This window comes from Pseudomonas brassicacearum subsp. neoaurantiaca (genome assembly GCF_013608025.1).
Classification (GTDB): domain Bacteria; phylum Pseudomonadota; class Gammaproteobacteria; order Pseudomonadales; family Pseudomonadaceae; genus Aquipseudomonas.
In genome coordinates this window covers 38,963-60,741 of the sequence record NZ_VDLV01000041.1, presented here as the reverse complement: position 1 = coordinate 60,741, position 21,779 = coordinate 38,963, and the positions used below count along the sequence as shown (strand labels likewise).

Annotated in this window: 22 protein-coding genes and 1 pseudogene; 20 read left to right on the top strand and 3 right to left on the bottom strand. The window is 60.2% G+C overall.

The window, feature by feature from the left end; all coding sequences use genetic code 11:
• Nucleotides 1–145: 145 nt before the first annotated feature.
• Both FHK92_RS20550 and FHK92_RS20545 read left to right on the top strand, forming a co-directional pair.
• The gene (locus FHK92_RS20550; protein ID WP_181289686.1) at nucleotides 146–931 is read left to right on the top strand and encodes a DeoR/GlpR family DNA-binding transcription regulator; all 786 of its coding nucleotides are present in this window, start codon (nucleotides 146–148) and stop codon (nucleotides 929–931) included.
• Nucleotides 932–1,022: 91 nt separating this feature from the next.
• Nucleotides 1,023–1,949, top strand: a complete 927-nt coding sequence (locus FHK92_RS20545; RefSeq protein ID WP_181289685.1) for a Gfo/Idh/MocA family protein — start codon at nucleotides 1,023–1,025, stop codon at nucleotides 1,947–1,949.
• Between the two features lie 47 nt (nucleotides 1,950–1,996).
• Here the strand turns inward: FHK92_RS20545 and FHK92_RS20540 are convergent, their stop codons facing one another.
• On the bottom strand, nucleotides 1,997–2,599 hold the full coding sequence (locus FHK92_RS20540) for a helix-turn-helix domain-containing protein (RefSeq protein ID WP_181289684.1): 603 nt from the start codon (nucleotides 2,597–2,599) through the stop codon (nucleotides 1,997–1,999).
• Between the two features lie 161 nt (nucleotides 2,600–2,760).
• Between FHK92_RS20540 and FHK92_RS20535 the strand changes: the two genes are divergently transcribed.
• From FHK92_RS20535 to FHK92_RS20490, 10 genes are all read left to right on the top strand, one after another.
• Nucleotides 2,761–3,456, top strand: coding sequence for a B3/B4 domain-containing protein (locus FHK92_RS20535; protein ID WP_181289683.1), 696 nt, complete (start codon nucleotides 2,761–2,763; stop codon nucleotides 3,454–3,456).
• 40 nt (nucleotides 3,457–3,496) lie between these two features.
• The gene (thrC, locus tag FHK92_RS20530; protein WP_181289682.1) at nucleotides 3,497–4,858 is read left to right on the top strand and encodes a threonine synthase; all 1,362 of its coding nucleotides are present in this window, start codon (nucleotides 3,497–3,499) and stop codon (nucleotides 4,856–4,858) included.
• A 14-nt stretch (nucleotides 4,859–4,872) separates the two neighbouring features.
• Complete coding sequence (locus tag FHK92_RS20525; RefSeq protein WP_030140575.1) at nucleotides 4,873–5,310, top strand: Lrp/AsnC family transcriptional regulator; 438 nt, start codon at nucleotides 4,873–4,875, stop codon at nucleotides 5,308–5,310.
• 178 nt (nucleotides 5,311–5,488) lie between these two features.
• Entirely contained in the window at nucleotides 5,489–6,946 is a 1,458-nt protein-coding gene (locus FHK92_RS20520; RefSeq protein ID WP_181289681.1) for an aldehyde dehydrogenase family protein, read from the top strand.
• Nucleotides 6,947–6,956: 10 nt separating this feature from the next.
• Entirely contained in the window at nucleotides 6,957–8,159 is a 1,203-nt protein-coding gene (locus tag FHK92_RS20515) for a trans-sulfuration enzyme family protein (RefSeq protein ID WP_181289680.1), read from the top strand.
• A gap of 153 nt (nucleotides 8,160–8,312) precedes the next feature.
• On the top strand, nucleotides 8,313–8,630 hold the full coding sequence (locus FHK92_RS20510; protein WP_181289679.1) for a DMT family transporter: 318 nt from the start codon (nucleotides 8,313–8,315) through the stop codon (nucleotides 8,628–8,630).
• Nucleotides 8,631–8,785: 155 nt separating this feature from the next.
• Nucleotides 8,786–9,568, top strand: coding sequence for a transporter substrate-binding domain-containing protein (locus FHK92_RS20505; RefSeq protein ID WP_181289678.1), 783 nt, complete (start codon nucleotides 8,786–8,788; stop codon nucleotides 9,566–9,568).
• A 54-nt stretch (nucleotides 9,569–9,622) separates the two neighbouring features.
• A complete protein-coding gene (locus FHK92_RS20500) occupies nucleotides 9,623–10,351 on the top strand; it encodes an ABC transporter permease (protein WP_181289677.1) in 729 nt (242 codons plus the stop codon).
• Nucleotides 10,348–11,058, top strand: a complete 711-nt coding sequence (locus FHK92_RS20495) for an ABC transporter permease (RefSeq protein WP_181289676.1) — start codon at nucleotides 10,348–10,350, stop codon at nucleotides 11,056–11,058. Before FHK92_RS20500 ends, FHK92_RS20495 begins: the two co-directional genes overlap by 4 nt.
• Nucleotides 11,059–11,113: 55 nt before the next feature.
• Nucleotides 11,114–11,875, top strand: coding sequence for an ABC transporter ATP-binding protein (locus FHK92_RS20490; protein ID WP_181289675.1), 762 nt, complete (start codon nucleotides 11,114–11,116; stop codon nucleotides 11,873–11,875).
• 39 nt (nucleotides 11,876–11,914) lie between these two features.
• On the opposite strand, the gene yghU is transcribed toward FHK92_RS20490, so the two are convergent.
• Complete coding sequence (yghU, locus tag FHK92_RS20485; RefSeq protein WP_181289674.1) at nucleotides 11,915–12,754, bottom strand: glutathione-dependent disulfide-bond oxidoreductase; 840 nt, start codon at nucleotides 12,752–12,754, stop codon at nucleotides 11,915–11,917.
• 300 nt (nucleotides 12,755–13,054) lie between these two features.
• Between yghU and FHK92_RS28160 the strand changes: the two are divergent.
• From FHK92_RS28160 to FHK92_RS20460, 6 genes and pseudogenes are all read left to right on the top strand, one after another.
• Nucleotides 13,055–13,822 (top strand): annotated as a pseudogene (locus FHK92_RS28160) (PAS domain-containing protein); the annotation flags it as partial.
• Nucleotides 13,814–14,410 carry a methyl-accepting chemotaxis protein gene (locus FHK92_RS28155; RefSeq protein ID WP_375154619.1) on the top strand — a complete coding sequence of 199 codons (597 nt, stop codon included), beginning with the start codon at nucleotides 13,814–13,816 and terminating at the stop codon, nucleotides 14,408–14,410. The pseudogene FHK92_RS28160 and the gene FHK92_RS28155, both read left to right, overlap by 9 nt.
• Nucleotides 14,411–14,642: 232 nt before the next feature.
• The gene (locus FHK92_RS20475; RefSeq protein ID WP_181289672.1) at nucleotides 14,643–16,697 is read left to right on the top strand and encodes a 2Fe-2S iron-sulfur cluster-binding protein; all 2,055 of its coding nucleotides are present in this window, start codon (nucleotides 14,643–14,645) and stop codon (nucleotides 16,695–16,697) included.
• Nucleotides 16,698–16,841: 144 nt separating this feature from the next.
• Entirely contained in the window at nucleotides 16,842–17,471 is a 630-nt protein-coding gene (locus FHK92_RS20470) for a glutathione S-transferase family protein (RefSeq protein ID WP_181289671.1), read from the top strand.
• 90 nt (nucleotides 17,472–17,561) lie between these two features.
• Nucleotides 17,562–18,482 carry a LysR family transcriptional regulator gene (locus FHK92_RS20465; protein WP_181289670.1) on the top strand — a complete coding sequence of 307 codons (921 nt, stop codon included), beginning with the start codon at nucleotides 17,562–17,564 and terminating at the stop codon, nucleotides 18,480–18,482.
• On the top strand, nucleotides 18,482–19,387 hold the full coding sequence (locus FHK92_RS20460; protein ID WP_181289669.1) for a LysR family transcriptional regulator: 906 nt from the start codon (nucleotides 18,482–18,484) through the stop codon (nucleotides 19,385–19,387). Before FHK92_RS20465 ends, FHK92_RS20460 begins: the two co-directional genes overlap by 1 nt.
• Here FHK92_RS20460 and FHK92_RS20455 read toward each other — a convergent pair.
• Nucleotides 19,384–20,289, bottom strand: coding sequence for an AraC family transcriptional regulator (locus FHK92_RS20455; protein WP_181289668.1), 906 nt, complete (start codon nucleotides 20,287–20,289; stop codon nucleotides 19,384–19,386). The two genes, FHK92_RS20460 and FHK92_RS20455, sit on opposite strands and share 4 nt — an antisense overlap.
• A gap of 110 nt (nucleotides 20,290–20,399) precedes the next feature.
• Between FHK92_RS20455 and FHK92_RS20450 the strand changes: the two genes are divergently transcribed.
• Both FHK92_RS20450 and FHK92_RS20445 read left to right on the top strand, forming a co-directional pair.
• Nucleotides 20,400–20,747: a carboxymuconolactone decarboxylase family protein gene (locus tag FHK92_RS20450; RefSeq protein ID WP_030140590.1), complete on the top strand. Its 348-nt coding sequence runs from the start codon at nucleotides 20,400–20,402 to the stop codon at nucleotides 20,745–20,747.
• A 187-nt stretch (nucleotides 20,748–20,934) separates the two neighbouring features.
• On the top strand, nucleotides 20,935–21,138 hold the full coding sequence (locus FHK92_RS20445) for a hypothetical protein (RefSeq protein ID WP_181289667.1): 204 nt from the start codon (nucleotides 20,935–20,937) through the stop codon (nucleotides 21,136–21,138).
• Nucleotides 21,139–21,779 lie beyond the last annotated feature (641 nt).

The following is a 21,779-nucleotide window of genomic DNA, read 5'->3' as shown; positions in this document are numbered from 1 at the left end:
GGAAAATACTGTTCACCGGCTGGCGGGACAGGGTGACGAAAGGCAATCGAGCCTGGACGTCCCGAGATTTGACGATACGCCGGAGACGGGGCATATTGCGCTCGGTTGTGTCTATTTGTGCTCGTTTATGCAGGTTGTGGATCCCATGAGTACCGCCCTTGAAGTATTCCCCGGCGAACGCCAACGATTGATCAGCGAGCGGCTGGCCCTGTATGGCCGGGTTATCGCGGCTGATCTGGCCAGCGAATTCAACGTCTCCGAACACTCGATTCGTCGCGACCTGGGCGCGTTGGCTGCGGCCGGTTTGTGCAAGCGCGTCTATGGCGGCGCGATTCGCCTGCCGGCGGCCGAAGCGCCGATAGACGTCCGAATCCATCAGGACTCGGCACGCAAGGACAATCTTGCCCGGGCCGCGGCGTCGCTGCTCAGTGCGGGTCAGCATGTCTTCCTTGATGCCGGGTCGACCAACCTGGCCATCGCCCGCGCCATCGATCCCGGGCTGCGCTTGACCCTCACCACCAACTCGCCGTTGATCGCGGTGGAGCTGATGAAGCTGCCCAACGCCGAAGTCATTCTGCTGGGCGGTCGCCTGAACCCTGTGGCAGGCGGCGCGATCGGGTTGGCGGCTGTCCAGCAATTGCGCCAGTTCAACTTCGATGTGTGTTTCGTGGGTGCCTGCGCCATCGACCCGGACAACGGTGTCACGGCGTTTGGCCTGGACGACGCCGAATTCAAGCGGGCGGTGGTCGCGGCGAGCGGCCAGGTGGTGGTGGCAGTCACCAATCAGAAGCTGTCCAGCGTTGCTCATTACCAGGTGGCATCTTGTGAAGAAGTCTCCGCGCTGGTGGTAGAGCACGATGCGCCGCGTGAGCGACTCGATCCTTTTCTGGCGCTGATATCCAAAGTCATGACGGCGCCCGCCAGGGCCTGAGGTGAAACGATGGGATACAAGCCCATTGTCCGCCAGCTGATTTACGTCTAGTTTGCTGCCCCATCACAACTACAAAAGTCAGGAGTCATCGATGCAACCGATTCGTCTCGGCCTGGTGGGCTACGGCAAGATCGCCCAGGATCAACACGTCCCCGCCATCCGCGCCAACCCTGCGTTCGAGCTGGTGGCGGTCGCCACGCAAGGGCAGCCGTGCGCCGGCGTGGAGAACTTCAGGTCCTTGGGTGAGTTGCTGGAAAACGCTCCGCACGTCGATGCGATTGCCTTCTGCACGCCGCCGCAAGGGCGATTCGGCCTGGTTCGCCAAGCGCTGGAAGCGGGCAAGCACGTGCTTGTGGAAAAGCCGCCATGCGCCACCTTGGGCGAAGCGATGGAATTGGTCGAGCAGGCGCGCGAAACGGGCGTCAGCGGCCTGTTCGCCTGGCATTCGCGTTATGCGCCCGGCATCGAGGCGGCTCGCGACTGGCTCGCCAGCCGCACGCTGCAAAGCGTGCAGATCGACTGGAAGGAAGACGTGCGCAAATGGCACCCCGGCCAGGCGTGGATCTGGCAACCCGGCGGCCTCGGTGTGTTCGATCCGGGCATCAATGCCTTGTCCATCGCTACCCACCTGCTGCCGCGGTCATTGTTCGTCGAGTCCGCCAAACTGCGCGTTCCCGATAACTGCCAATCGCCGATTGCCGCCAGCATCAAGATGTCCGACGCCGGCCATCTCGACATCCGCGCGGAGTTCGATTTCGACCATGGTCATGACGAGCTCTGGAGCATCGAGATTCGCTGCGCCGAAGGCACCTTGCGCCTGGACAACGGCGGTGCGCTGTTGAGCATCGACGGCGTACGCCAAGCGGTGTCGGAGGAGGGTGAGTATGCGGCGGTGTACCGGCATTTCCAGCAGTTGATCAAGGACAAGGCCAGCGACATGGACCTGCAACCGCTACGCCTGGTCGCGGACAGCTTCTTCGTTGGCAGCCGGACCTTGGTCGAGCCGTTCTACGATTGATATCACGAGCATGCCCATCGTCCCCGTGACGATGGGCATGTGACAACCTATTGATGTATTTCTGCAACCGACATGGTGAAGACCAGCTTCGACTTGCCTGCGTTGGAATAGGCGTGGGCGACATCGGTTTTCGCGACCGCCGAGCTTCCGGCGGGAATCACCAGCTCCGTTTCTCCCACCACACATTTCAGGGTGCCTTTTTCGACATGGAACAGCTCAAGGGTGCCTTGAGGGTGTCCGGCTGAAGAAAAGGATTCGCCCGGGAACATCTCCCAACGCCACAACTCGATCATGTTCGGACCGGTCGTTCCGGCGAGCAGGCGCGCGGTGCCTCCCAATTCCCCGGTCCACAGCGTGGGGATGTCCTGGCTATCGATGATGTGGGCCGACGGTGGCTCCGCCACGTTGACGATGTCCGCCACCGAAAGGCCCAGCGCCGCAGCGATCTTGCACAAGATGCCAATGCTCGGGTTCGCCGTGCATTTCTCGATCTCGACCACCATTCCTTTGCTCACGCCCGAGCGCCGGGACAGCTCGTCCAAGGTGATTTTCTGAGCCTTGCGCGCCTGCTTCAGCGTACGGGCAACGGCCAGGCTCACCGCGTGGGCATCCGCGCCAGGCGTGGTCGATATATTGGTATTCAGGGTCATCACCAAAGAATCGTGAGGAAGATAGGCCCGGATTCTCGACGGTTGCCGGTGGTGCCGTCAATCCGCCTATCGGCGTTTATCGACCAGAAAAGTCGATATATTGACTTTGGTGGTCGGCGATGACTAGCATGAAAGCCAATTTGGATCGCTGGAGAACCTTGATGCTGTCAGTACTGCCGTTGATCGAACAAGCCGTTGCCGAGCTGGCGCCCGGGTTCAGGGCCCTGAGCATCGTGGTGCAGGCTGCGCCGCTGACCCAACCGGACGTCGCCCGCACGGCCCTGGATCGGGCCTGCCAATCGGTGCTGGCCGGCGGTCCCGCCTGGGGTGAGGCCCACCTGCTGCAATGGGCCGACACGTTTCGACAGTTCGGCGCCAAGCCACAACGCACGCCGTGCTCGGCCGAGGCACTGCGCAAGCGCGTGCTGCGGGACGGCAGCTTGCCGAGCCTGGATCCCGTCGTCGATCTCTACAACGCCATCAGCATCAAGTACGCGATCCCCGTCGGCGGCGAAAACATCGAGGCCTACGTAGGCTCGCCGCGGCTCGTGATCGCCGACGGCTCCGAACCGTTCGACACCATGAAAGAAGGCGCGCCCGCCCATGAATTCCCGGACGCCGGCGAAGTGGTCTGGCGCGACGACCAGGGCGTGACGTGCCGTCGCTGGAACTGGCGACAGGGCGTCAGGACACGCCTCGATGCGGATGCCAGACACATGTGGTTCATCCTCGAAAGCCTGCCGGCGATGCCGCTCGAAGCGCTGACCGAGGCGGGCGACAGGCTGATCGAAGGGTTGCAGTCGATGATGCCCGGCGCCCAGATCGAGAGCACGCTGGTCGGCCCCGGCGCTCACTGAAAAACAGTTGTCCCGCAGCGGACAAGAGGGTGTCTCATTCATGAAATACGTCAGCACGCGGACACCCGACAAGACCTACGCGTTCAGCGAAGTGCTCATGGGCGCGTATGCCCCGGATGGCGGATTGTTCGTTCCTGGCAAGGTGCCTCGGTTTACCGAACAGGCCCTCTCCAGGCTGGAGTGGCTGCCTTTCCATGAGCTTGCCTGCCAAGTGATCGGTCCCTTCCTGGGCGACTGGATATCTAGAGAGCAGTTGTCCCGAATCGTCGAGCAGGCGTATTGCGGCTTCAAGAGCAGGGCAGTCGCGCCCCTTTACCAGACGGCGACCAACGAGTGGGTGTTGGAGTTGTTTCACGGGCCCGCCAGCGTTTACCAGGACTTCGGCCTGCAACTGATGGCCCGTCTGATTGAGTACAGCTTGTCGGAGAATGGCAAGGAGGTCTTGGTGGTGGGCTGTACCGGCGGCGACACCGGTGCGGCGGCCATCCAGGCTTTTAATGGCGTGCAAGGCGTGACCCTGATCGTGCTGCACCCGTCCCGGGGCATGACGCAAGCGCATCGACGGCGTTTGTTGAGCACCGGGCAAGCCAACGTCATCAACATCGAAGTCGATGGGGATTACGCCGATTGCCACCGCTTGTGCGAGAAATTTCTCAAGGGCGACCACCGAACCCGCAAAGCGCTGATTTCCTTCAACTCGGTGAATTGGGTAAGGGTGCTGGCGCACCTGTCGATCTTTTTCTATTCGGCGCTTCAACTCGGGGCACCGAAGCGGGAGGTGGCTTTCAGCGTGCCCACCGGCAACTTCGGTGCGCTGTACGCGGGGTATGTGGCCAAGGAAATGGGCCTGCCCATCAGACAACTGATCGTGGCAACCAACGCCAACGCGGGCCTGCACGAATTCCTGCAGAACAACCTTTACCGCCGCAACGAAATCCGCGCCACCCAGACGCCTTGCATGAACGTGTCCGTGGCGTCGAATTTCGAGCGGCTGCAATGGAGCGTGCTCAATGGTTGCGGGAACAAGGTCGCCAGGAACATGGAGCGGCTGGAGGAAGATGGGCGAATTCAGCTGGAACAGGACGAATGGTTGCAGGCACGCAAGCTGTTCGACTCCCTTGCCGTCGAGGACGCGGATGCCTTCAACAGCATCCATGAGGTTTTCGTGCAGAGCGGTTACCTGGTCAGTCCGCCCACGGCCATCGGCTTGCGTGCGGCGCGTGTCAGCCGACGCAGCTTGCTGATTCCAATGATTTGCCTGGCGACCACCCATCCATCGATCAGTGATGCAGGGCTGCAACGTTTGTCCAGCGACAGTTGTATTTCAATACCCAATGATATTGCCGCGCTGGTGCAGTTTATTGATGACTTGTCCAAAGACACGGAGTCTCGCTCGTTATAAAACCGGAGTCAGCGATGAAACGTGTTCTCGATAAAGTTGATGAAAAAATACTGGATGAACTGACCCGTCATGCACGGCTTGCCCATAATGAAATTGGCTTGAAGGTTAATTTGTCGCGCAATGCCGTGCGGCTCAGGATCGAGCGATTGGAACGCGATGGTTATATCCGGGGATATACCATCGTCAAGGGCACGCCGGCGGCGGAAGCAGGGCCTATCAGGGCGCTGGTCTTTGTCTATCGAAAGGACCGGATGCGCGATGCCGAGGTGGTCCGGTCAGTGGCCACCATTCCCGAAGTCACGTCCTGCAACGTGATGAGCGGTGATCTCGACATCGTCTTGACCGTAGAGGCGCTGAATTCGGATCGCATCCACAAAGTCTGGAGCGAGATCTCGGCGTTGCCGGGTGTATTGAATACCGTCACGTCTTTCGTCTTGTCTTGCACTAAGTAAACCGAAAAGCGAAGTGTGCCGATGCGCGAGCAAATTGCTCGTAATAACGCGCTGTTTGCCATCTTCGTAAACATCAATGGCGGAATTATCATCGTCAGTACCTAACTATAACAACGAGAACGTGCCGTGGCTGACTGTGCAGTTACCTGTTTGGTATTGAAACAACAGGTCCATCATTATGAATAATTTGAGTCTCTCGCTCGCGGCTGATTATAAGGCGATAGTTGTTAGCAACCCCTTTGACGGTTCTCCAGTGGGTGAGGTGATGGACATGCCCGCTTCATCAGCGACCCCGCTGATTGACACGGCACTGCTGGGGGCCCTGGTTGCCAGGGAGCTGCCGCGACATGAACGGGCGCGGATATTGGAAGCCACCGCGTCAGGTGTCGAAGCCGACAGGGATGCGTTTGCCCGGCTTATCGTGGCCGAGTCCGGGAAAACCTTGAAGCAAGCAAGGAAGGAAGTCTCGCGCTGCATCAACACCTTGAAACTCTCCGCTGAGGAAGCCAGGCGCAATGCCGGCGAGGTGATCCCGTTCGATGCCTACGCCGGGTCGGAGTCCCGCCAGGGCTGGTACACCCGCGAGCCGCTCGGCGTCATTGTCGCCATCACGCCTTATAACGATCCGCTGAATCTGGTGGCCCATAAGCTCGGACCGGCCATCGCAGGTGGCAACGCGGTCGTGCTCAAGCCTTCCGAGTTGACGCCGCTGTCGGCGATCAAACTGGTGGGTTGTCTGATCGACGCCGGCTTGCCGCCCGGCGTGGTCAGCGTTGCGACAGGTGGCGCTGCGTTGGGCAAGGCCCTGGTCGCGCACCGCGCGGTGCGCATGGTTTCGTTCACCGGGGGCTTCGTCACCGGTGAGCAGATTTCCCGTATCGCCGGCCTGAAGAAGCTGGCAATGGACTTGGGCGGCAATGCGCCGGTAATCGTCATGGCCGACAGCGACCTTGCCGCTGCCATTGACGCCTGCGTGTCGGGTGCGTTCTGGGCGGCGGGGCAGAATTGCATAGGCACCCAACGCATCCTGATCGAGGCGCCGGTGTTTGAGGCGTTCAAGAAAGGCTTCATCGAAAAGACCCGCGCCCTGGTCCTCGGCGATCCCGCGGATGAGCGTACGGACGTCGGTCCCATGATCAGCGAAGCGGCGGCCAAGCGTGCTGAAGCGTTGGTCAACGAAGCGCTTGATCATGGCGCTACGTTGTTGCTTGGCAACGAGCGCGTGGGCTCGCTGTATTCGCCAACGATCCTGCAAAACGTCGGATGCGACTGTCCGCTCTGGTACGAAGAAGTCTTCAGTCCGGTCGTGATGCTGCAATCGGTGGGCTCCCTGGATGAGGCGCTGGCATTGGCCAACGAGCCGCAATACAGCCTGCATGCCGGCATTTTCACCTGCAATCTGAACGTCGCCCTGAGCGCCGCCAAACGGCTGGAGGCGGGCGGCGTGATGATCAACGATTCGTCGGATTTTCGGTTCGACGCCATGCCTTTCGGCGGCTTCAAATACGGCAGCATGGGCCGCGAAGGTGTGCGTTTTGCCTATGAGGAAATGACCCAGCCCAAGGTCGTCTGCCTTAACCACACGGGCACCGGTGCAAGCGCGATTTCACCCGGCAAGACAACAACATCCTTCTGAGGAAATACCGATGCGTCCTGATAAAAAGAACCTGTCCTCGCTGTCTGCCGCCACCCTGGCGGTGCACGGCGGCAACGTTGCCGACGCCACCAGTGGCGCGGTTCGCACGCCCCTGGTGATGGCCAATTCTTATCTGCTGCCTGAAGACCCGGCCACCATGGACTGGTCGAGTCCGGACGGGCTGGTGTACACGCGCAACCAAGGTCATAACCAGGTGTGCCTGGAGAAAAAACTCGCCGCACTCGAAGGCTGCGAAGCGGCGGTGGTATTCGCCACCGGCGTAGCGGCGTTGCATTCGGTGTTTTTCTCATTCCTGAAAAGCGGTGATCACGTCATCGTCAGCGATATCACCTATCAGGCGGTTTGGCGGCTTTTTGCGGAACTGCTGCCTGAGCGCTACGGCATCGAAGCGACGTTCGTCGACGTGGGCGACCTGGATTCGGTGCGCCAAGCCTTGCGGCCCAATACCCGGCTGATCCACACCGAAGTGATCGCCAACCCGACCACCAAGGTGGCGGACATCGCAGCGCTGGCCGACATCGCCCATGCCCATGGCGCGTTGATCAGCGTGGATGCGACCTTCACGCCGCCGCCATTCTTCCGCGCCAGCCAGCAGGGCGTCGATTTCGTCGTGCATTCGTTGACCAAGTACATCAACGGCCACGGCGATGCCATGGGTGGCGTGGTCATCGGCAGCCAGCAGATGATCGACAAGATCAAGAACGATGCGCTGGTCGACCTCGGCGCGACGATTTCGCCGTTCAACGCCTGGATGATCATGCGCGGCTCGGTCACGCTGCCGCTACGCTTGAAGCAGCTGCTGAGCAACGCCGAGAAGGTCGCTGAATTTCTTGATTCCGATGATCGCATCGCCTACGTCTATTACCCCGGGCTGGCGTCTCATCCCCAGCATGAATTGGCGCGCCGACAGTTCGCCGGCAAGGGCTACGGCGCCATGATGGCGTTTGCGGTGAAAGGCGATCCGGACATGCAAAACCGCTTTGTCTCGAACCTGCGCATCATCACGTCAGCCGTATCGCTGGGGCATGATGAGTCGCTGATCGTGCACGTCGGCGCGGAGGGCCGGGGTGGTTTCGACAAGTACCCAGAAGAGTTTCGCCAGTACGGTCATTTGCGCTTTTCGGTTGGTCTGGAAGATCCCGAAGATCTGATCAGCGACATCACCGCCGCGTTGGATGAAACCTTCAACTAAGTTAGTTAATCAGGTCGCGCAACAGGGTTTGGTCAACCCGTCTTTGCCCCCGTACCAGCGGGGGTTCTTTTAACAAAATTGCTGGCAGTTATCTCATTCAGTTACTTCTGAGTGCCCCTGGATAATTGCCTGAATATTTAACGGAGTTGGATTGTGGCTTGGTTAAGTTTAATAATCGCGGGACTGCTTGAAGTGGTCTGGGCCTTTTCTATGAAACAGTCCGATGGATTGACTCGGGTCGGCCCGACGGTGATTACCCTGATAACGGTGGTTGCCAGTTTCGCCTTGCTTTCCTATTCGATGAAAAGCTTGCCGCTCGGCACCGCCTACACCATCTGGACCGGCATTGGCGCGGTGGGAGCGTTCGCGGTCGGCATCGTTTTCCTGGACGAACCGGCCAGCCTGGCGCGTGTCGTGGCTGCGGTGTTGATTGTCAGTGGTCTGTTGATGATGAAGTTGGTCTCGGCCTGAAAGGCGAGCAGTCTGCTCGTAATATCGTTCACTTTGCCATATTCGTAAAATAACGACGCTCCGGTAATGTTTAAGTCGAGGTCGTTGTGTTCGTGGAATAACAGCGCCAGACATCGATTGCCCTTAATCCAATTACAATAGTTAGGGAAGTACTTATGATTTCGTTAAGAAAGTTGTGCATGGTCATGCTCTTACCTTTATCTGTGGGCGTGGCCTCGGCCAAGGACTACACGACGCTGCGCTTTGGTGTCGATGCCAACTACGCGCCCTTCGAATCCAAAGCGGCCGATGGCAGCCCCAAAGGCTTTGATATCGACCTGGGCAACGCCATTTGCGCCCGGCTGCAAGTCAAGTGCGTCTGGGTCGAGAGCGATTTCGACGGTCTTATTCCAGGCCTGAAGGCCGGCAAGTTCGATGGCATTCTGTCGTCCATGACCGTGACCCCAACCCGAGAAAAAGCCATCGATTTCTCTGACGAACTCTTTTCCGGTCCAACCTCCTACGTGTTCAAGAAAGGTTCTGGGCTGAGCGAGGAGGTGGCTTCGCTCAAAGGCAAGACCGTCGGTTATTTCCAGGGCAGCATCCAGGAAGCCTACGCAAAATCCGTCCTGGAGAAGGCGGGTGTGAAAACCCAGTCCTATCAGAATCAGGATCAGGTTTATTACGACTTGGTGGCGGGGCGCCTGGACGCCTCCATCCAGGACACGCTGCAAGCGAAACTGGGTTTCATGGCGTCGCCACAAAGCGCCGGTTATGAACTCAGCAACACCGTGGACAGCCCCTACCTGCCGGCCAAGACCGCCATCGGCATTGCCAAGGGCAACGCCGAGTTGAAGGTCTTGCTGAACAAGGCCATCCAGGCGCTCCATGACGATGGCACCTACGATTCGATCCAGAAGCAATATTTTGGCGATCTGAATCTCTACAGCGGCAAATGACCCTCCGACGCTCGTCCGCGGGGATGGGCGTCTTTTCGCCTGAGGTTGCTGACAATGATCGACACATTATCAAACGCGCTGGGGCTCGCAGGGTTCAGCCTCAAGGGCTTCGGGCCGCTGTTGCTGAACGGTGCCTGGATGACCGTCAAACTGTCCGTCGCTTCGTTGCTGCTCAGCGTGCTGCTGGGGCTTGCCGGGGCCAGCGCCAAGCTCTCCGGCAAGCAATGGCTTCGCATGCCGGCGCAGCTCTACACCACGCTCATTCGCGGCGTACCGGACCTGGTGCTGATGCTGTTGATTTTCTACAGCCTGCAAACCTGGCTGACGATGATCACGGTCGCGCTGGGTTGGGAGTACATCGAAATCAACCCGTTCGCGGCCGGGATTCTCACCCTCGGATTCATCTACGGCGCCTATTTCACCGAGACCTTTCGCGGCGCGATGCTCGCCGTTCCCCGCGGGCAATTGGAAGCCGCCACCGCTTATGGGTTGAGCCGGGCACAGCGCTTTCGCCTGGTGGTTTTTCCGCAAATGATGCGCTTTGCCCTGCCAGGGCTGGGCAACAACTGGATGGTCATCCTCAAGGCCACTGCGCTGGTCTCGATCATCGGCCTGGCTGACTTGGTAAAGGCCGCCCAAGACGCGGGCAAGAGTACCTATCAGCTGTTCTTTTTCCTGGTGCTCGCGGCGTTGGCTTATCTGGTGATCACCAGCGTTTCCAACGTTGTCCTGCGTCACTTGGAACGGCGTTACGCAACGGGTTGCCGGGAGGCCGTGCGATGATCGAACTTCTGAAGATGTACGGGGAGCCGTTTTTCTACAGCGATGGGCAGCAGATCACAGGCCTGGCGATGACACTGTGGCTGCTCAGCGCCTCCCTTCTCGTGGGGTTCATCGTGTCGATCCCGTTGTCCATTGCCCGGGTTTCGTCCCGTGGCCTGGTGCGTTGGCCGGTGCAGTTCTACACGTATCTGTTTCGCGGGACGCCGCTCTATATCCAACTGTTGATCTGTTACACCGGCATCTACAGCCTGGCGGCGGTACGGGCGCAGCCGTTGTTGGATGCGTTCTTTCGCGATGCGATGAACTGCACCATCCTGGCGTTTGCCCTTAACACCTGCGCCTACACCACGGAGATTTTCGCCGGAGCCATTCGCAGCATGGCCCACGGAGAAGTCGAGGCGGCCAAAGCCTATGGCCTGTCCGGTTGGAGGCTTTACGCCTTCGTGATCATGCCTTCCGCGCTGCGCCGTTCGCTGCCGTACTACAGCAATGAAGTCATCCTGATGCTGCATTCCACGACGGTGGCCTTCACCGCGACGGTACCGGACATCTTGAAAGTGGCCCGGGACGCCAACTCTGCGACCTTCCTGACCTTCCAATCGTTTGGCATCGCAGCGCTGATCTACCTGGCGGTGACGTTCGCACTCGTCGGCCTGTTCCGCCTCGCCGAGCGCCGCTGGCTGGCTTTCCTTGGCCCGGCTCATTAGCCGCGCCTGCCCGAACCTTGCCCATCCCGATCCGCTTAAAGAAGAAGATTGCGACATGTACAAATTGACCGTTGAAGACCTGCATAAAAGCTACGGCAACCACGAAGTGCTCAAGGGCGTGTCGCTCAAAGCCAGTACCGGCGATGTCATCAGCCTGATCGGCGCCAGCGGCTCCGGTAAAAGTACCTTCCTGCGCTGTATCAATTTTCTCGAAACCCCCAACGATGGCGCCATGAGCCTGGACGGCCAGCCGATTCGCATGGTCAAGGATCATCTGGGGCTGCGCGTGGCCGATGCCAGTGAGTTGCAGCGCCTGCGCACGCGCTTGGCGATGGTGTTCCAGCATTTCAATCTGTGGGGGCACATGACGGTGCTCGACAACATCAGCCTTGCGCCGCGACGGGTGTTGGGTGTCGGTAAGAAAGAAGCGGAGGAGCGGGCCAGGCATTACCTGGATAAGGTCGGGCTGCCGGTGCGTGTGGCCGAGCAGTTTCCAGCCTTTCTGTCGGGTGGCCAGCAGCAGCGGGTCGCCATTGCCCGGGCGCTGGCAATGGAGCCCGAAGTCATGCTCTTCGACGAGCCGACCTCGGCGCTGGATCCCGAGTTGGTGGGAGAGGTGCTCAAGGTCATCCAGGGACTCGCGGAGGAAGGTCGGACCATGATCATGGTGACGCATGAAATGAGCTTCGCCCGCAAGGTATCGAGCCAGTTGCTGTTTCTCCACCAAGGCCACGTCGAGGAGCAGGGCGGGGCCGAGATCCTCGACAAGCCGCGCAGCGAGCGCCTGCAGCAATTCCTCTCCAATGGCTTGAAGTGAAACAGTTGGGGTAGCCGATGACGACGCGTCAGGTCATCGCTACTCCAGATCCTCCGCCTGATGCCGCTCCGGCACTTGGCTCGCCTCATCGCCCCAGGTCCGGTTGACACGTTGCCCTCGCTTGACCGCAGGCCGATTGGCGATTTCCTCGGCCCAGCGTTGCACGTGGGTGTATTCGTGGGCCGACAGGAACTCGGCCGCCGAGTACACGTTGTTCCGCACCAGTTGGCCGTACCACGGCCAGACCGCGATATCGGCAATGGTGTACTGGTCGCCGGCCAGGTAGCGGTTTTCAGCCAGGCGACGGTCCAGCACATCCAGTTGGCGCTTGGCTTCCATGGTGAAGCGGTTGATCGGGTATTCCATTTTTTCTGGCGCGTAGGCGTAGAAGTGGCCAAAACCGCCGCCCAGGTAAGGCGCCGAGCCCATCTGCCAGAACAGCCAGTTGAGGGTTTCAGTACGGCCGGCCGGATCGCTGGGCAGCAACGCGGCGAATTTTTCCGCGAGATACAGCAGGATCGAACCGGACTCGAACACACGGAGCGGCGGCTCGACGCTGCGGTCCAGCAGGGCCGGGATCTTGGAGTTCGGATTGACCTCGACAAAGCCGCTGGAGAACTGGTCGCCTTCGCCGATGCGAATCAGCCAGGCGTCGTATTCCGCACCAGCGTGCCCGAGGGCCAGCAACTCTTCGAGCATGATCGTGATTTTCACGCCATTGGGCGTTGCCAATGAATAGAGCTGCAGCGGGTGCTTGCCCACCGGCAATGGCTTTTCATGGGTTGGCCCGGCGACAGGCCGGTTGATGCTGGCGAACTGGCCACCCGAAGGGGCCTCGTGTTTCCAGACTTTGGGCGGAACGTAAGACGCTTGGCTCATGAAACGTACCTTATCGTTGAATGCATTGATCCTGGGGCGACGCCATGGCACAGGTGCGCCATGGCTCGCGTCGAGGCATGGACTCTAATCTATGGGCGCTCTGTCAGGCAGACAAGGGCAGTGGCAATTACAGGCTAAACCACAGTCGTTATATTTCCTTTGGCGATAATTCCTTAAATATATGGATATAGGCTTTGTTGACGTCAAAAGATAATTCCTTCGAACCGGTTCAGCCCTTGGATTATTCGCCGATAGCCATCTGAGGTCCGGTGAATTTCCTGGGTTCGTCGAGGGTACGTCATGTTTAACACAACACTAAAAAATGAACTGACGGCCAGGACGGCCGACTTGGCAAGTTATAAAGGATTGGTCGGTGCGTTGGAGCGGTCCATGGCCGTGATCGAGTTCAGCCCGGATGGAAAAGTGCTTCGGGCCAACCAGAACTTTCTCAACACCATGGGTTATCGCGAAGATCAATTGGCGGGCTTGTCCCACCGCAATTTCTGTGCCCCTGCGTTAGTCGGCAGTGCCGAATACCGTGAGTTCTGGGACCGGCTGCGTGCCGGTCAATTCGTTTCCGGAACGTTCCAGCGGATCAGCGGCCAAGGCCGTCATGTCTGGCTGGAGGCCAGTTACAACCCCGTCCTGGATGAGCAGGGCAAGGTCGTGAAAGTGGTCAAGTACGCACTGGACGTCACCGCTCGGGTGGCCAGCGATGCGGAAATTCGTGGCCGGCTGGCGGCTCTGGATCGGGCCATGGCGGTGATCGAGTTTGATTTGGGCGGCAACATCATCACCGCTAATGAAAACTTCCTGCGGACGATGAATTACTCGCTGGCGGAGATCAAAGGCAAGCATCACCGACTGTTTTGCGAAGCGAGCCTGGTCAACAGTTCGGAATACAACGACTTCTGGCGGCGTCTCAATGCCGGCGAGTTCTTCAGCGGTCAATTCAAACGCCTCGGCAAACACGGCAAGGTAGTTTGGTTGGAGGCCAGCTATAACCCGGTCTACGACGCCGAAGGCAAACTGAGCAAGGTCGTCAAGTTCGCCAGTGACATCACCGAACGGGTAGAGAAATTCGAAGAGGATTCACGTGGTGCTTCCCGTGCGTACCATATTTCTTCGGAGACGGAACGCGTCGCCGAACAGGGCGCCCAGGTAATCCAGCAAACCGCCAAGGAAATGCGCCAGATTGCCGAAAACATCGGCGCCTCCGCGCGCCTGGTCGGGCAACTCGGCGCGCGTTCGGAAGAGATCACCGCCATCGTCAATACCATCCGCGGCATCGCCGACCAGACCAACCTGCTGGCGCTCAACGCCGCCATCGAGGCGGCGCGGGCGGGCGACCAGGGTAGGGGTTTTGCAGTGGTGGCCGATGAAGTCCGGCAACTGGCCGGGCGCACTAGCCGCTCGACCTCGGAAATCGCCGAGATGATCGGCATGATCCTCTCCGAGACCCGCGATGCGGTGGCCAGCATGAGCGTGACCCACGAGGGCGCGCTGCGCGGCGTTACCCTGGCAGACCAGGCGGGATCGGTCATCGTCCAGATCAGGGCCGGGACTACCGATGCGCTGGAGGCGGTGAGTATGTTTGCCTCCAAGCTCGACGAGTCGGAAGTGATACCCAAGACAGCGATTGGTTGGGTTGGCTGAAGTGGTCAGCTGATTGCTGCATCTGGGACGGGCGCCGAGCAGGAGCCCGTCCTTTCGCAGCAGGTCATTCCATTTCATGAAACAGTGGATTTCAATCCGTGCGTATTCCTGCGCCGACGCTTTGGGCAGAAGATGGCTCCACCGCGCACACCGTTCGCCAACGGTGTGATGGACCTCCCTGACCACAGCGCACTGACCCCGTTGCAAAGCCCGGGGGCGCAAGGAGTAGCTGATGAACGAAGCCACCAAAGCACAACCTTCGCCCTGGCATGAAGGTGAGTTGACCTTGCAGCGCTCCGTCGGGGCGATGGAAATGATGGCCGGAGTCGGCCAGCGGCAACTGGCGCGGACCTGGATGCCGGACCAGCACCGTGAGTTCTACGCGCAACTGCCATTCGTGGTGCTGGGTGCGGTCGATCGTCAGGGTGATGTCTGGGCGACCCTGCGCACCGGGCAGCCGGGCTTCATGAATTCACCGGATCCTGAAACGCTGCAGATCCATTTCGATCCGCAGCCCGAGGACCCGGCCCAGGCAGGCATGGGCGAGGGCGATGCCATCGGGATGCTGGGTATCGAGTTGCACACTCGTCGGCGTAATCGCATGAATGGCGTGGTGCGCCGCCGGCTTGACCAAGGGCTGGAAATTTCGGTCAGCCAGGCCTATGGCAACTGCCCGCGTTATATCAATCTGAGGCAGTACAGCTTCGTCGATGAGCTGCCAGCCGTGTCCCGTGAACTGGCGGTGGCGGATCCGCTGGTTCGTCGTCTGGTCACAACGTCTGATTCGTTCTATGTAGCCACCTACGTGGTACGCGACGGCGAGCGCCAGGTCGATGCTTCCCATCGTGGCGGCAAGCCCGGTTTTGTGCGCATGGACGAGGACGGGACGCTGACCATCCCGGATTTTTCCGGAAACCTGTTCTTCAACACCCTCGGCAATATCCTGCTGAACCCTCGAGCGGGCTTGGTCTTCGTGGATTTCCAGACCGGCGCCTTGCTGCAAATGAGCGGTTCGGCGCAGGTGTTGCTGGACGACCCGCAGATCGCCGCGTTCCAGGGCGCCGAGCGGCTGTTGCGGTTTACTCCGCAGCGCATTGTCTACCGTCCGGCGGCGATACCGTTGCGCTGGAAAGACCAGGCCGAGGGCGACTCGCCCAATTCACTGATGACCGGAAGCTGGGAGCAGACCGCCGAGCGCTTGCAGGCTGAAGCGCTGCGCACGCACTGGCGTGCGCTGCAGGTCACCCGCGTGGTGGACGAGAGCCACAATATCCGGTCGTTCTATCTGCAAACCACCGACGGTGCCGGCTTGCCCCGGTTCGAAGCCGGGCAGCATCTGCCCGTGCGGGTGTTGCTGGAAGGACAGGATGTGCCGTCGATCCGCACCTACAGCGTGTCCAGCGCGCCATCGGACGATTTCCTGCGCATCAGTGTCAAGCGCGATGGCGTGGTGTCGTCGCATCTGCATGAGCAGATCCAGGCGAGCCACGACATCGAAGCTCGGGCGCCGCAAGGGCATTTCACCGTGGATCCCACCGAGCGCCGCCCATTGGTGCTGCTGGCGGCGGGGGTCGGCATCACGCCGCTGTTGTCGATGCTGCGCGAGGTTGTCTACCAAGGGAAACGCATCAGCCGCATGCGCCCGGTCTGGCTGGTGCAGAGTGTCCGTCATATGGCCGATCTGGCCTTTCGCGAAGAAATCGATGAACTGGTGGCGCGCGCCGGTGACAAGCTGAGGGTGCTGCGCCTGGTCAGCCAACCGCCCACCGACGGCAAGGCTGGGCAGGGCTATGACGTGGCTGGTCGAATCGATGTGGCATTGCTCAAGCAACTCTTGCCCTTGGACGACTACGATTATTACTTATGCGGCCCGGGCACCTTTACCCAGGCGTTGTATGACGGCCTGCGCAAGCTGCGCATTCCGGACGATCGCATTCACGCGGAAACCTTCGGCCCGTCCACGCTGGTGCGCGACATAGAGATCAGCGTACCGGCCGCCGAACAGGTGCCGGCGGCGAGTGAGGCGGTGAAAGTGCTGTTCTCCAGCTCAGCCAAGGAGGCGCGCTGGGAACCGGGCAGCGGGACGTTGCTGGAGTTGGCCGAGGCCCGCGGCCTGAACCCGGAATTCAGCTGCCGTGGCGGTTCCTGCGGCACCTGCAAAACTCGCATGACCCAAGGCCAGGTGCATTACCTGACCCAACCCGCCGAGCCCGTCGCCGAGGGCGAAGTGCTGATCTGTTGCGCGGTACCGGCCCAGGGCAGCGAGCCTTTGGTGCTGGAGGCCTGATACGCCGGCATTTCATCCGCGCACTGTTACAGCGGATGAAATGCTGGATTGTAAAAGCTGGTTATTCCGCTGTTCGGACCAAGAGCAGAGGATAGCGCCATCGACGCGATCACCGCTTCGATCCAAAACAACACGGAGTACGTCATGTCTCAGCACGCGATCAAACTTTATCGCCATCCGTTGTCCGGCCACGCCCACCGCGTAGAACTGATGCTGTCGCTGCTCGGCCTGCCGACCGAGCTGGTATTCGTGGACCTGATGAAAGGCGAGCACAAGACCCCCGAATTCCTGGCCATCAACCGTTTTGGCCAAGTGCCGGTGATCGATGACAACGGCACTGTCCTGGCCGACTCGAACGCCATCCTGGTCTACCTGGCGGCCAAGTACGGCGAGGGGCAGTGGCTGCCGAGCGATCCGGTTGGCCAGGCGCGCGTCCAGCGCTGGCTATCGGTCGCGGCGGGCCAGATCAACCAAGGGCCGGCCAACGCCCGCTTGATTACGGTGTTCGGCGCAGGTTACGACCCGGAAGACACGATCAAGCGTTCCCATGCGCTGTTGGAGGTAATGGAAGACGAGTTGAAGCGAAGCCCGTTCCTTGCCGGTGAACAACCGACCATCGCCGATGTTGCCGCCTACACCTATGTCTCCCATGCACCCGAGGGCAACGTCGCGCTGACCGATTACCCGAACGTCCGCGCATGGTTGGGCAGCATCGAAGCCTTGCCAAGGTTCGTGGGCATGCAGCGCACCGCCAAGGGCTTGCAACAGGCTTGATCCGCACCGTGGACGCTTGCCCGGGGTCATCTTGCGGCGAGCGTCGTGCGGCCATTTTTCCACGTCTTCCTCACCCAGGTCGGGGCGCCCATGGATCGCTTTCAGGAAATGCAGGTTTTTATTGCCGTCGCGGAGCAGGAAGGCTTTGCCGCCGCCGCGCGGCAACTGCGCATTTCACCGCCGAGCGTGACGCGCGCCATCGCTGCGATGGAAGAACGGATCGGCACCCAATTGCTGTCCCGCACCACCCGCAACGTCCACCTGACCGAAGCGGGGCAACGTTATCTGGAAGATTGCCGACGCATCCTGGGCGAACTCGATGAAGCCGAGGAAGCGGCCGCCGGCAGTTACTCGGTCCCGTGTGGCTACCTGACTGTCACCGCGCCGGTGCTGTTTGGCGAGTTGTACATCGCGCCGTTGCTGACGGACTACCTGGATCAATTTCCCGCCGTGCAACTCAACGCCTTGCTGGTCGATCGCGTGGTCAATATTGCCGACGAGGGCATCGACGTGGCGATCCGGATTGGTCATTTGCAGGACAACAACCAGCAGGCCATCAAGGTCGGCGAGGTACGCCAGGTTATCTGCGGCGCGCCCGCGTATTTCCAGCGGCACGGGCGGCCCGGTCATCCAACGGAATTGAGCGAGGCCAATATCGTCATGTCCTCGGCCAGCCATTTGCTGAGCGAATGGCAATTCATGGACGGTTCGAAACCGCTCAGTGTCCGGGCCAACCCACGCCTGGTGGTCACCGCGAACCAGGCCGCGATCAACATTGCCTGCCTGGGCTGGGCCGTCACGCGGGTATTGTCCTATCAGGTCGCCAGGCAAGTGGTGGATGGCGAGCTGGAAGTGGTGCTGCGCGACTACGAGCTGCCGGCCTTGCCCATTCATGTGGTGTATCAAAAGAACAATCGAATACCGGCCAAGGTGCGCACCTTCGTGGATTTTCTTGCCGATCGGCTGCGCGGCGATGCCACCCTCAAGGCTTTCGGTGCAGGCGTCGGCTGATGGGGCGCTACCATGAAATGCTGATGTTCCATGCGCTGTCGCAGTGTCCCAGCCTGGCTTCGGCTGCCTGCCGCCTCAACGTGTCGGGCCCTACGCTGATGCGCGCCATGGCCAGGCTGGAGGCGCGCCTGGGCGTGCAACTGTTGTCGCGCAGCACCCGTGGAGTCGTGCTGACGGACGCCGGCATGGCGTTCATGACTGACTGCTCGCGGATCCTCAAGGGCATCGACGAGGCGGAGGCCTCCGCCCGGGGCATGCATGTGCAAGCGCAGGGTAATCTGACGGTCCTGCTGCCGTTGCTGTTCAGTCGCTACGTCATGGCGCCGTTGCTGGTCGGCTACATGGACCTGTACCCCGACATCAAGGTCTTCGCCCACTTTCATGACCGGTTCGCGAACCTCAATGAGGAGGGGGTGGACGTGGCGGTGCTGGTGGGGCGTCTGCCCAATTCCTCGCTGATCGCTCGACCTGTCGGCAGCGTTCGTTCGATTGTCTGCGGCAGCCCCACCTACCTTGAAAATTATGGGGAGCCCGTCGTGCCGGAGGATCTTCATCGACATCGGCTGATCGCCACGCATGCCTACCAGGACAAGGTTCAGTGGTCGTTCCAGCGCCAGGGTGAGCCTGACTGTATCAAGGCGCGTACGCGGCTCAGTTGCGCCACGCTGCAGGGCGCCATTGCGGCGGCGATCCAAGGCGCTGGATTGACGCGTTGCTTGAGCTATCCGCTCTACGATTATTTGAGCAACGGGCATCTGCGACGGGTCCTGCAACCTTTTGAACCGCCTTCGCTGCCGGTCCACGTGGTGTATCGGCAAAGGCGCGAGGCGTCGATGCGTGCACGCAGCTTTGTCGATTACATGGTCGAGCACCTGCGCGAACACCCTGCGATGCAGGCTGACTAAATTGCCCGTCTCACGCGCCCCGGCGCCTCGCCATAGATTTCCTTGAATTTCTTGCTGAACGCCGCCTGGGATTGGTAGCCGACCTGCACGGCAATATCGCTCAAGCCCAGATGTGAATGGCTCAGCAGGCTGAACGCCAGCTCCATGCGCACCTGGGTCAGCAGCACCCATGGCGAGACGCCCGCCACTTTCACGAATGCCCGCATGAAGTTGGCCCGGGACATGCTCGCCAGGTCCGCCAGGCTTTGAACGGTCCATTCATGGGCCGGGTCGTCCAACATGGATTGCCAGGCGCGGCCTAGGCGTTTATCGCCCAGCAGCGCCAGCGATCCGCTGTCCTGGCCGTGGTTTGCCAGGTGGGCCCGAAGGATCAAGGTGAACAGTGCCTGGGACAGCGCATCGAGGAGGAAGCGCGCGCCGACTTTGTTCGCGTCCGCTTCGGCACGAATGACATCGACCAGAGCCGGCAACGGTCCGTTGGCTGGCAGCGCACCGCTGGGGATCACCAGGTATTCAGGCAAGGACGCGAACAGCAGGGAGGCGCGATTGAAGTGGAATCCACCGCAGAGCATGTCCAGTTCCGGGCTGGCAGCGCCGATGCGATGGATCGGCAGTGTGCCGCCGCTGATGATCTTCGGCGAGGTCGGCGCTACGGTTTTTCCGGAACTGTGCATGACGTGCCGGGCGCCGCGAGGCAACAACAGAATGTCGCCGGCACGCATGGGCAAGCGTTGGCCATCGGGAAACTCCACGCGGCATTCTCCCGCCAGCACGATGTGGTAGGGCGCGTGCCCGAGTGTTTCCTGTTCGTGGTTCAAGGCCCAGTCGCCTTGAAACTGGCAACGTAGGTCCAGGCTGCCGCGTACGTTGGCGAGGCTGATGAGTTTATCGATGGCATTCATTTGAGCGTTTCGCGACAAAAGCTGAGCGGATCGAACAAACCAGACCCGCACCCAAGTGGAAAACTGAGGGCGTTGAAACAGTACACCCAACCCACTCAGGAGTTAATGCCATGTTCAATAACTGGTCCGAATTGTTGCCTACCATCCAGAAAGCCTTTGGTGCCCTGGGCCGCAGCAACCCGAAAATGGTCAAGGCCTATATGGCCCTTGGCGAAGCCGCCAGCGAAAACAACGTACTCGACGCCAAGACTCGCGAGCTGATCTCCCTGGCGGTCGCGATCACCACCCACTGCGACGGTTGCATCGGGGTCCATACGGACGCCGCCATCAAGGCCGGCGCCAGCCGCGAGGAAGTGGCCGCCGCCCTGGCAACCGCGATTTCGTTGAATGCGGGCGCTGCCTATATCTATTCGCTGCGGTCGCTGGAGGCGTACGACACGCTTAAGCAACCGGCTTGATCCTGCGCTTCGCAAAGCCCGGGGCACGTTGGTGTGGCCGGGCTTTTTTTGTGATTGTTTCATGCCATGAAATCCAGCCCTGATGATTCTGGGGATTCTCTTGGAAAAGCTTGGCGGTGACACTGGTTTCAGGGTGATGGGCCTTCCTTGGGCCTTCGCGATGGTCTTCATTTGATCGGAGGTTCCCATGATTGAGATTCTTTCTTGCAGCGCCGACGATGTTTGGCCTGATGCTCCTGCGGCTATGGGGTCGGAGCGTGAGAGCAGTTTTCTCTTGCCGCAATTGATGGGCGCCCTGGCGGGTGAATCGTTGGGTTTGGATTCTTGCGATCAGGAGCGGCGGGGCTTGAAGTTTTCGCTGTTTCGTTGGGCTGCGAAGTGGTCTCATTGAGCGGGTGTGTGTATCCGTTTCTTTGGTAACGGCGGCTTATGGTTCCTGCTCATGAAGAGACCGCACATCCAGCATCCTTATCGACTTTAATGCCGCCTTCGCGAGCAGGCTCGCTCCCACATTCGGGTATTCAGCAACCACAAAATTCGTGCACACCACAGCCCCCATGTGGGAGCGAGCTTGCTCACGAAGAGGCCGGCACATTCATTATCTTCATTGACTGGCCTGACGCCTTCGCGAGCAGGCTCGCTCCCACATTCGGGTATTCAGCAACCACAAAATTCGTGCACACCACAGCCCCCATGTGGGAGCGAGCTTGCTCGCGAAAAGGCCGGCACATTCATTATCTTCATTGACTGACCTGACGCCTTCGCGAGCAGGTTCGCTCCCACATTCGGGTATTCAGCAACCACAAAATTCGTGCACACCACAGCCCCCATGTGGGAGCGAGCCTGCTCGCGAAGAGGCCGGCCCGTTCAATATCTTCGTCGACTGACCTGATGCTATCGCGAGCAAGCTCGCTCCCACATTCGGATTTTCAGTAGCCACAAAATTCGTGCACACCACAGCCCCCATGTGGGAGCGAGCTTGCTCGCGAAGAGGCCAGCACGTTCAATATCTTCGTCGACTGACCTGACGCC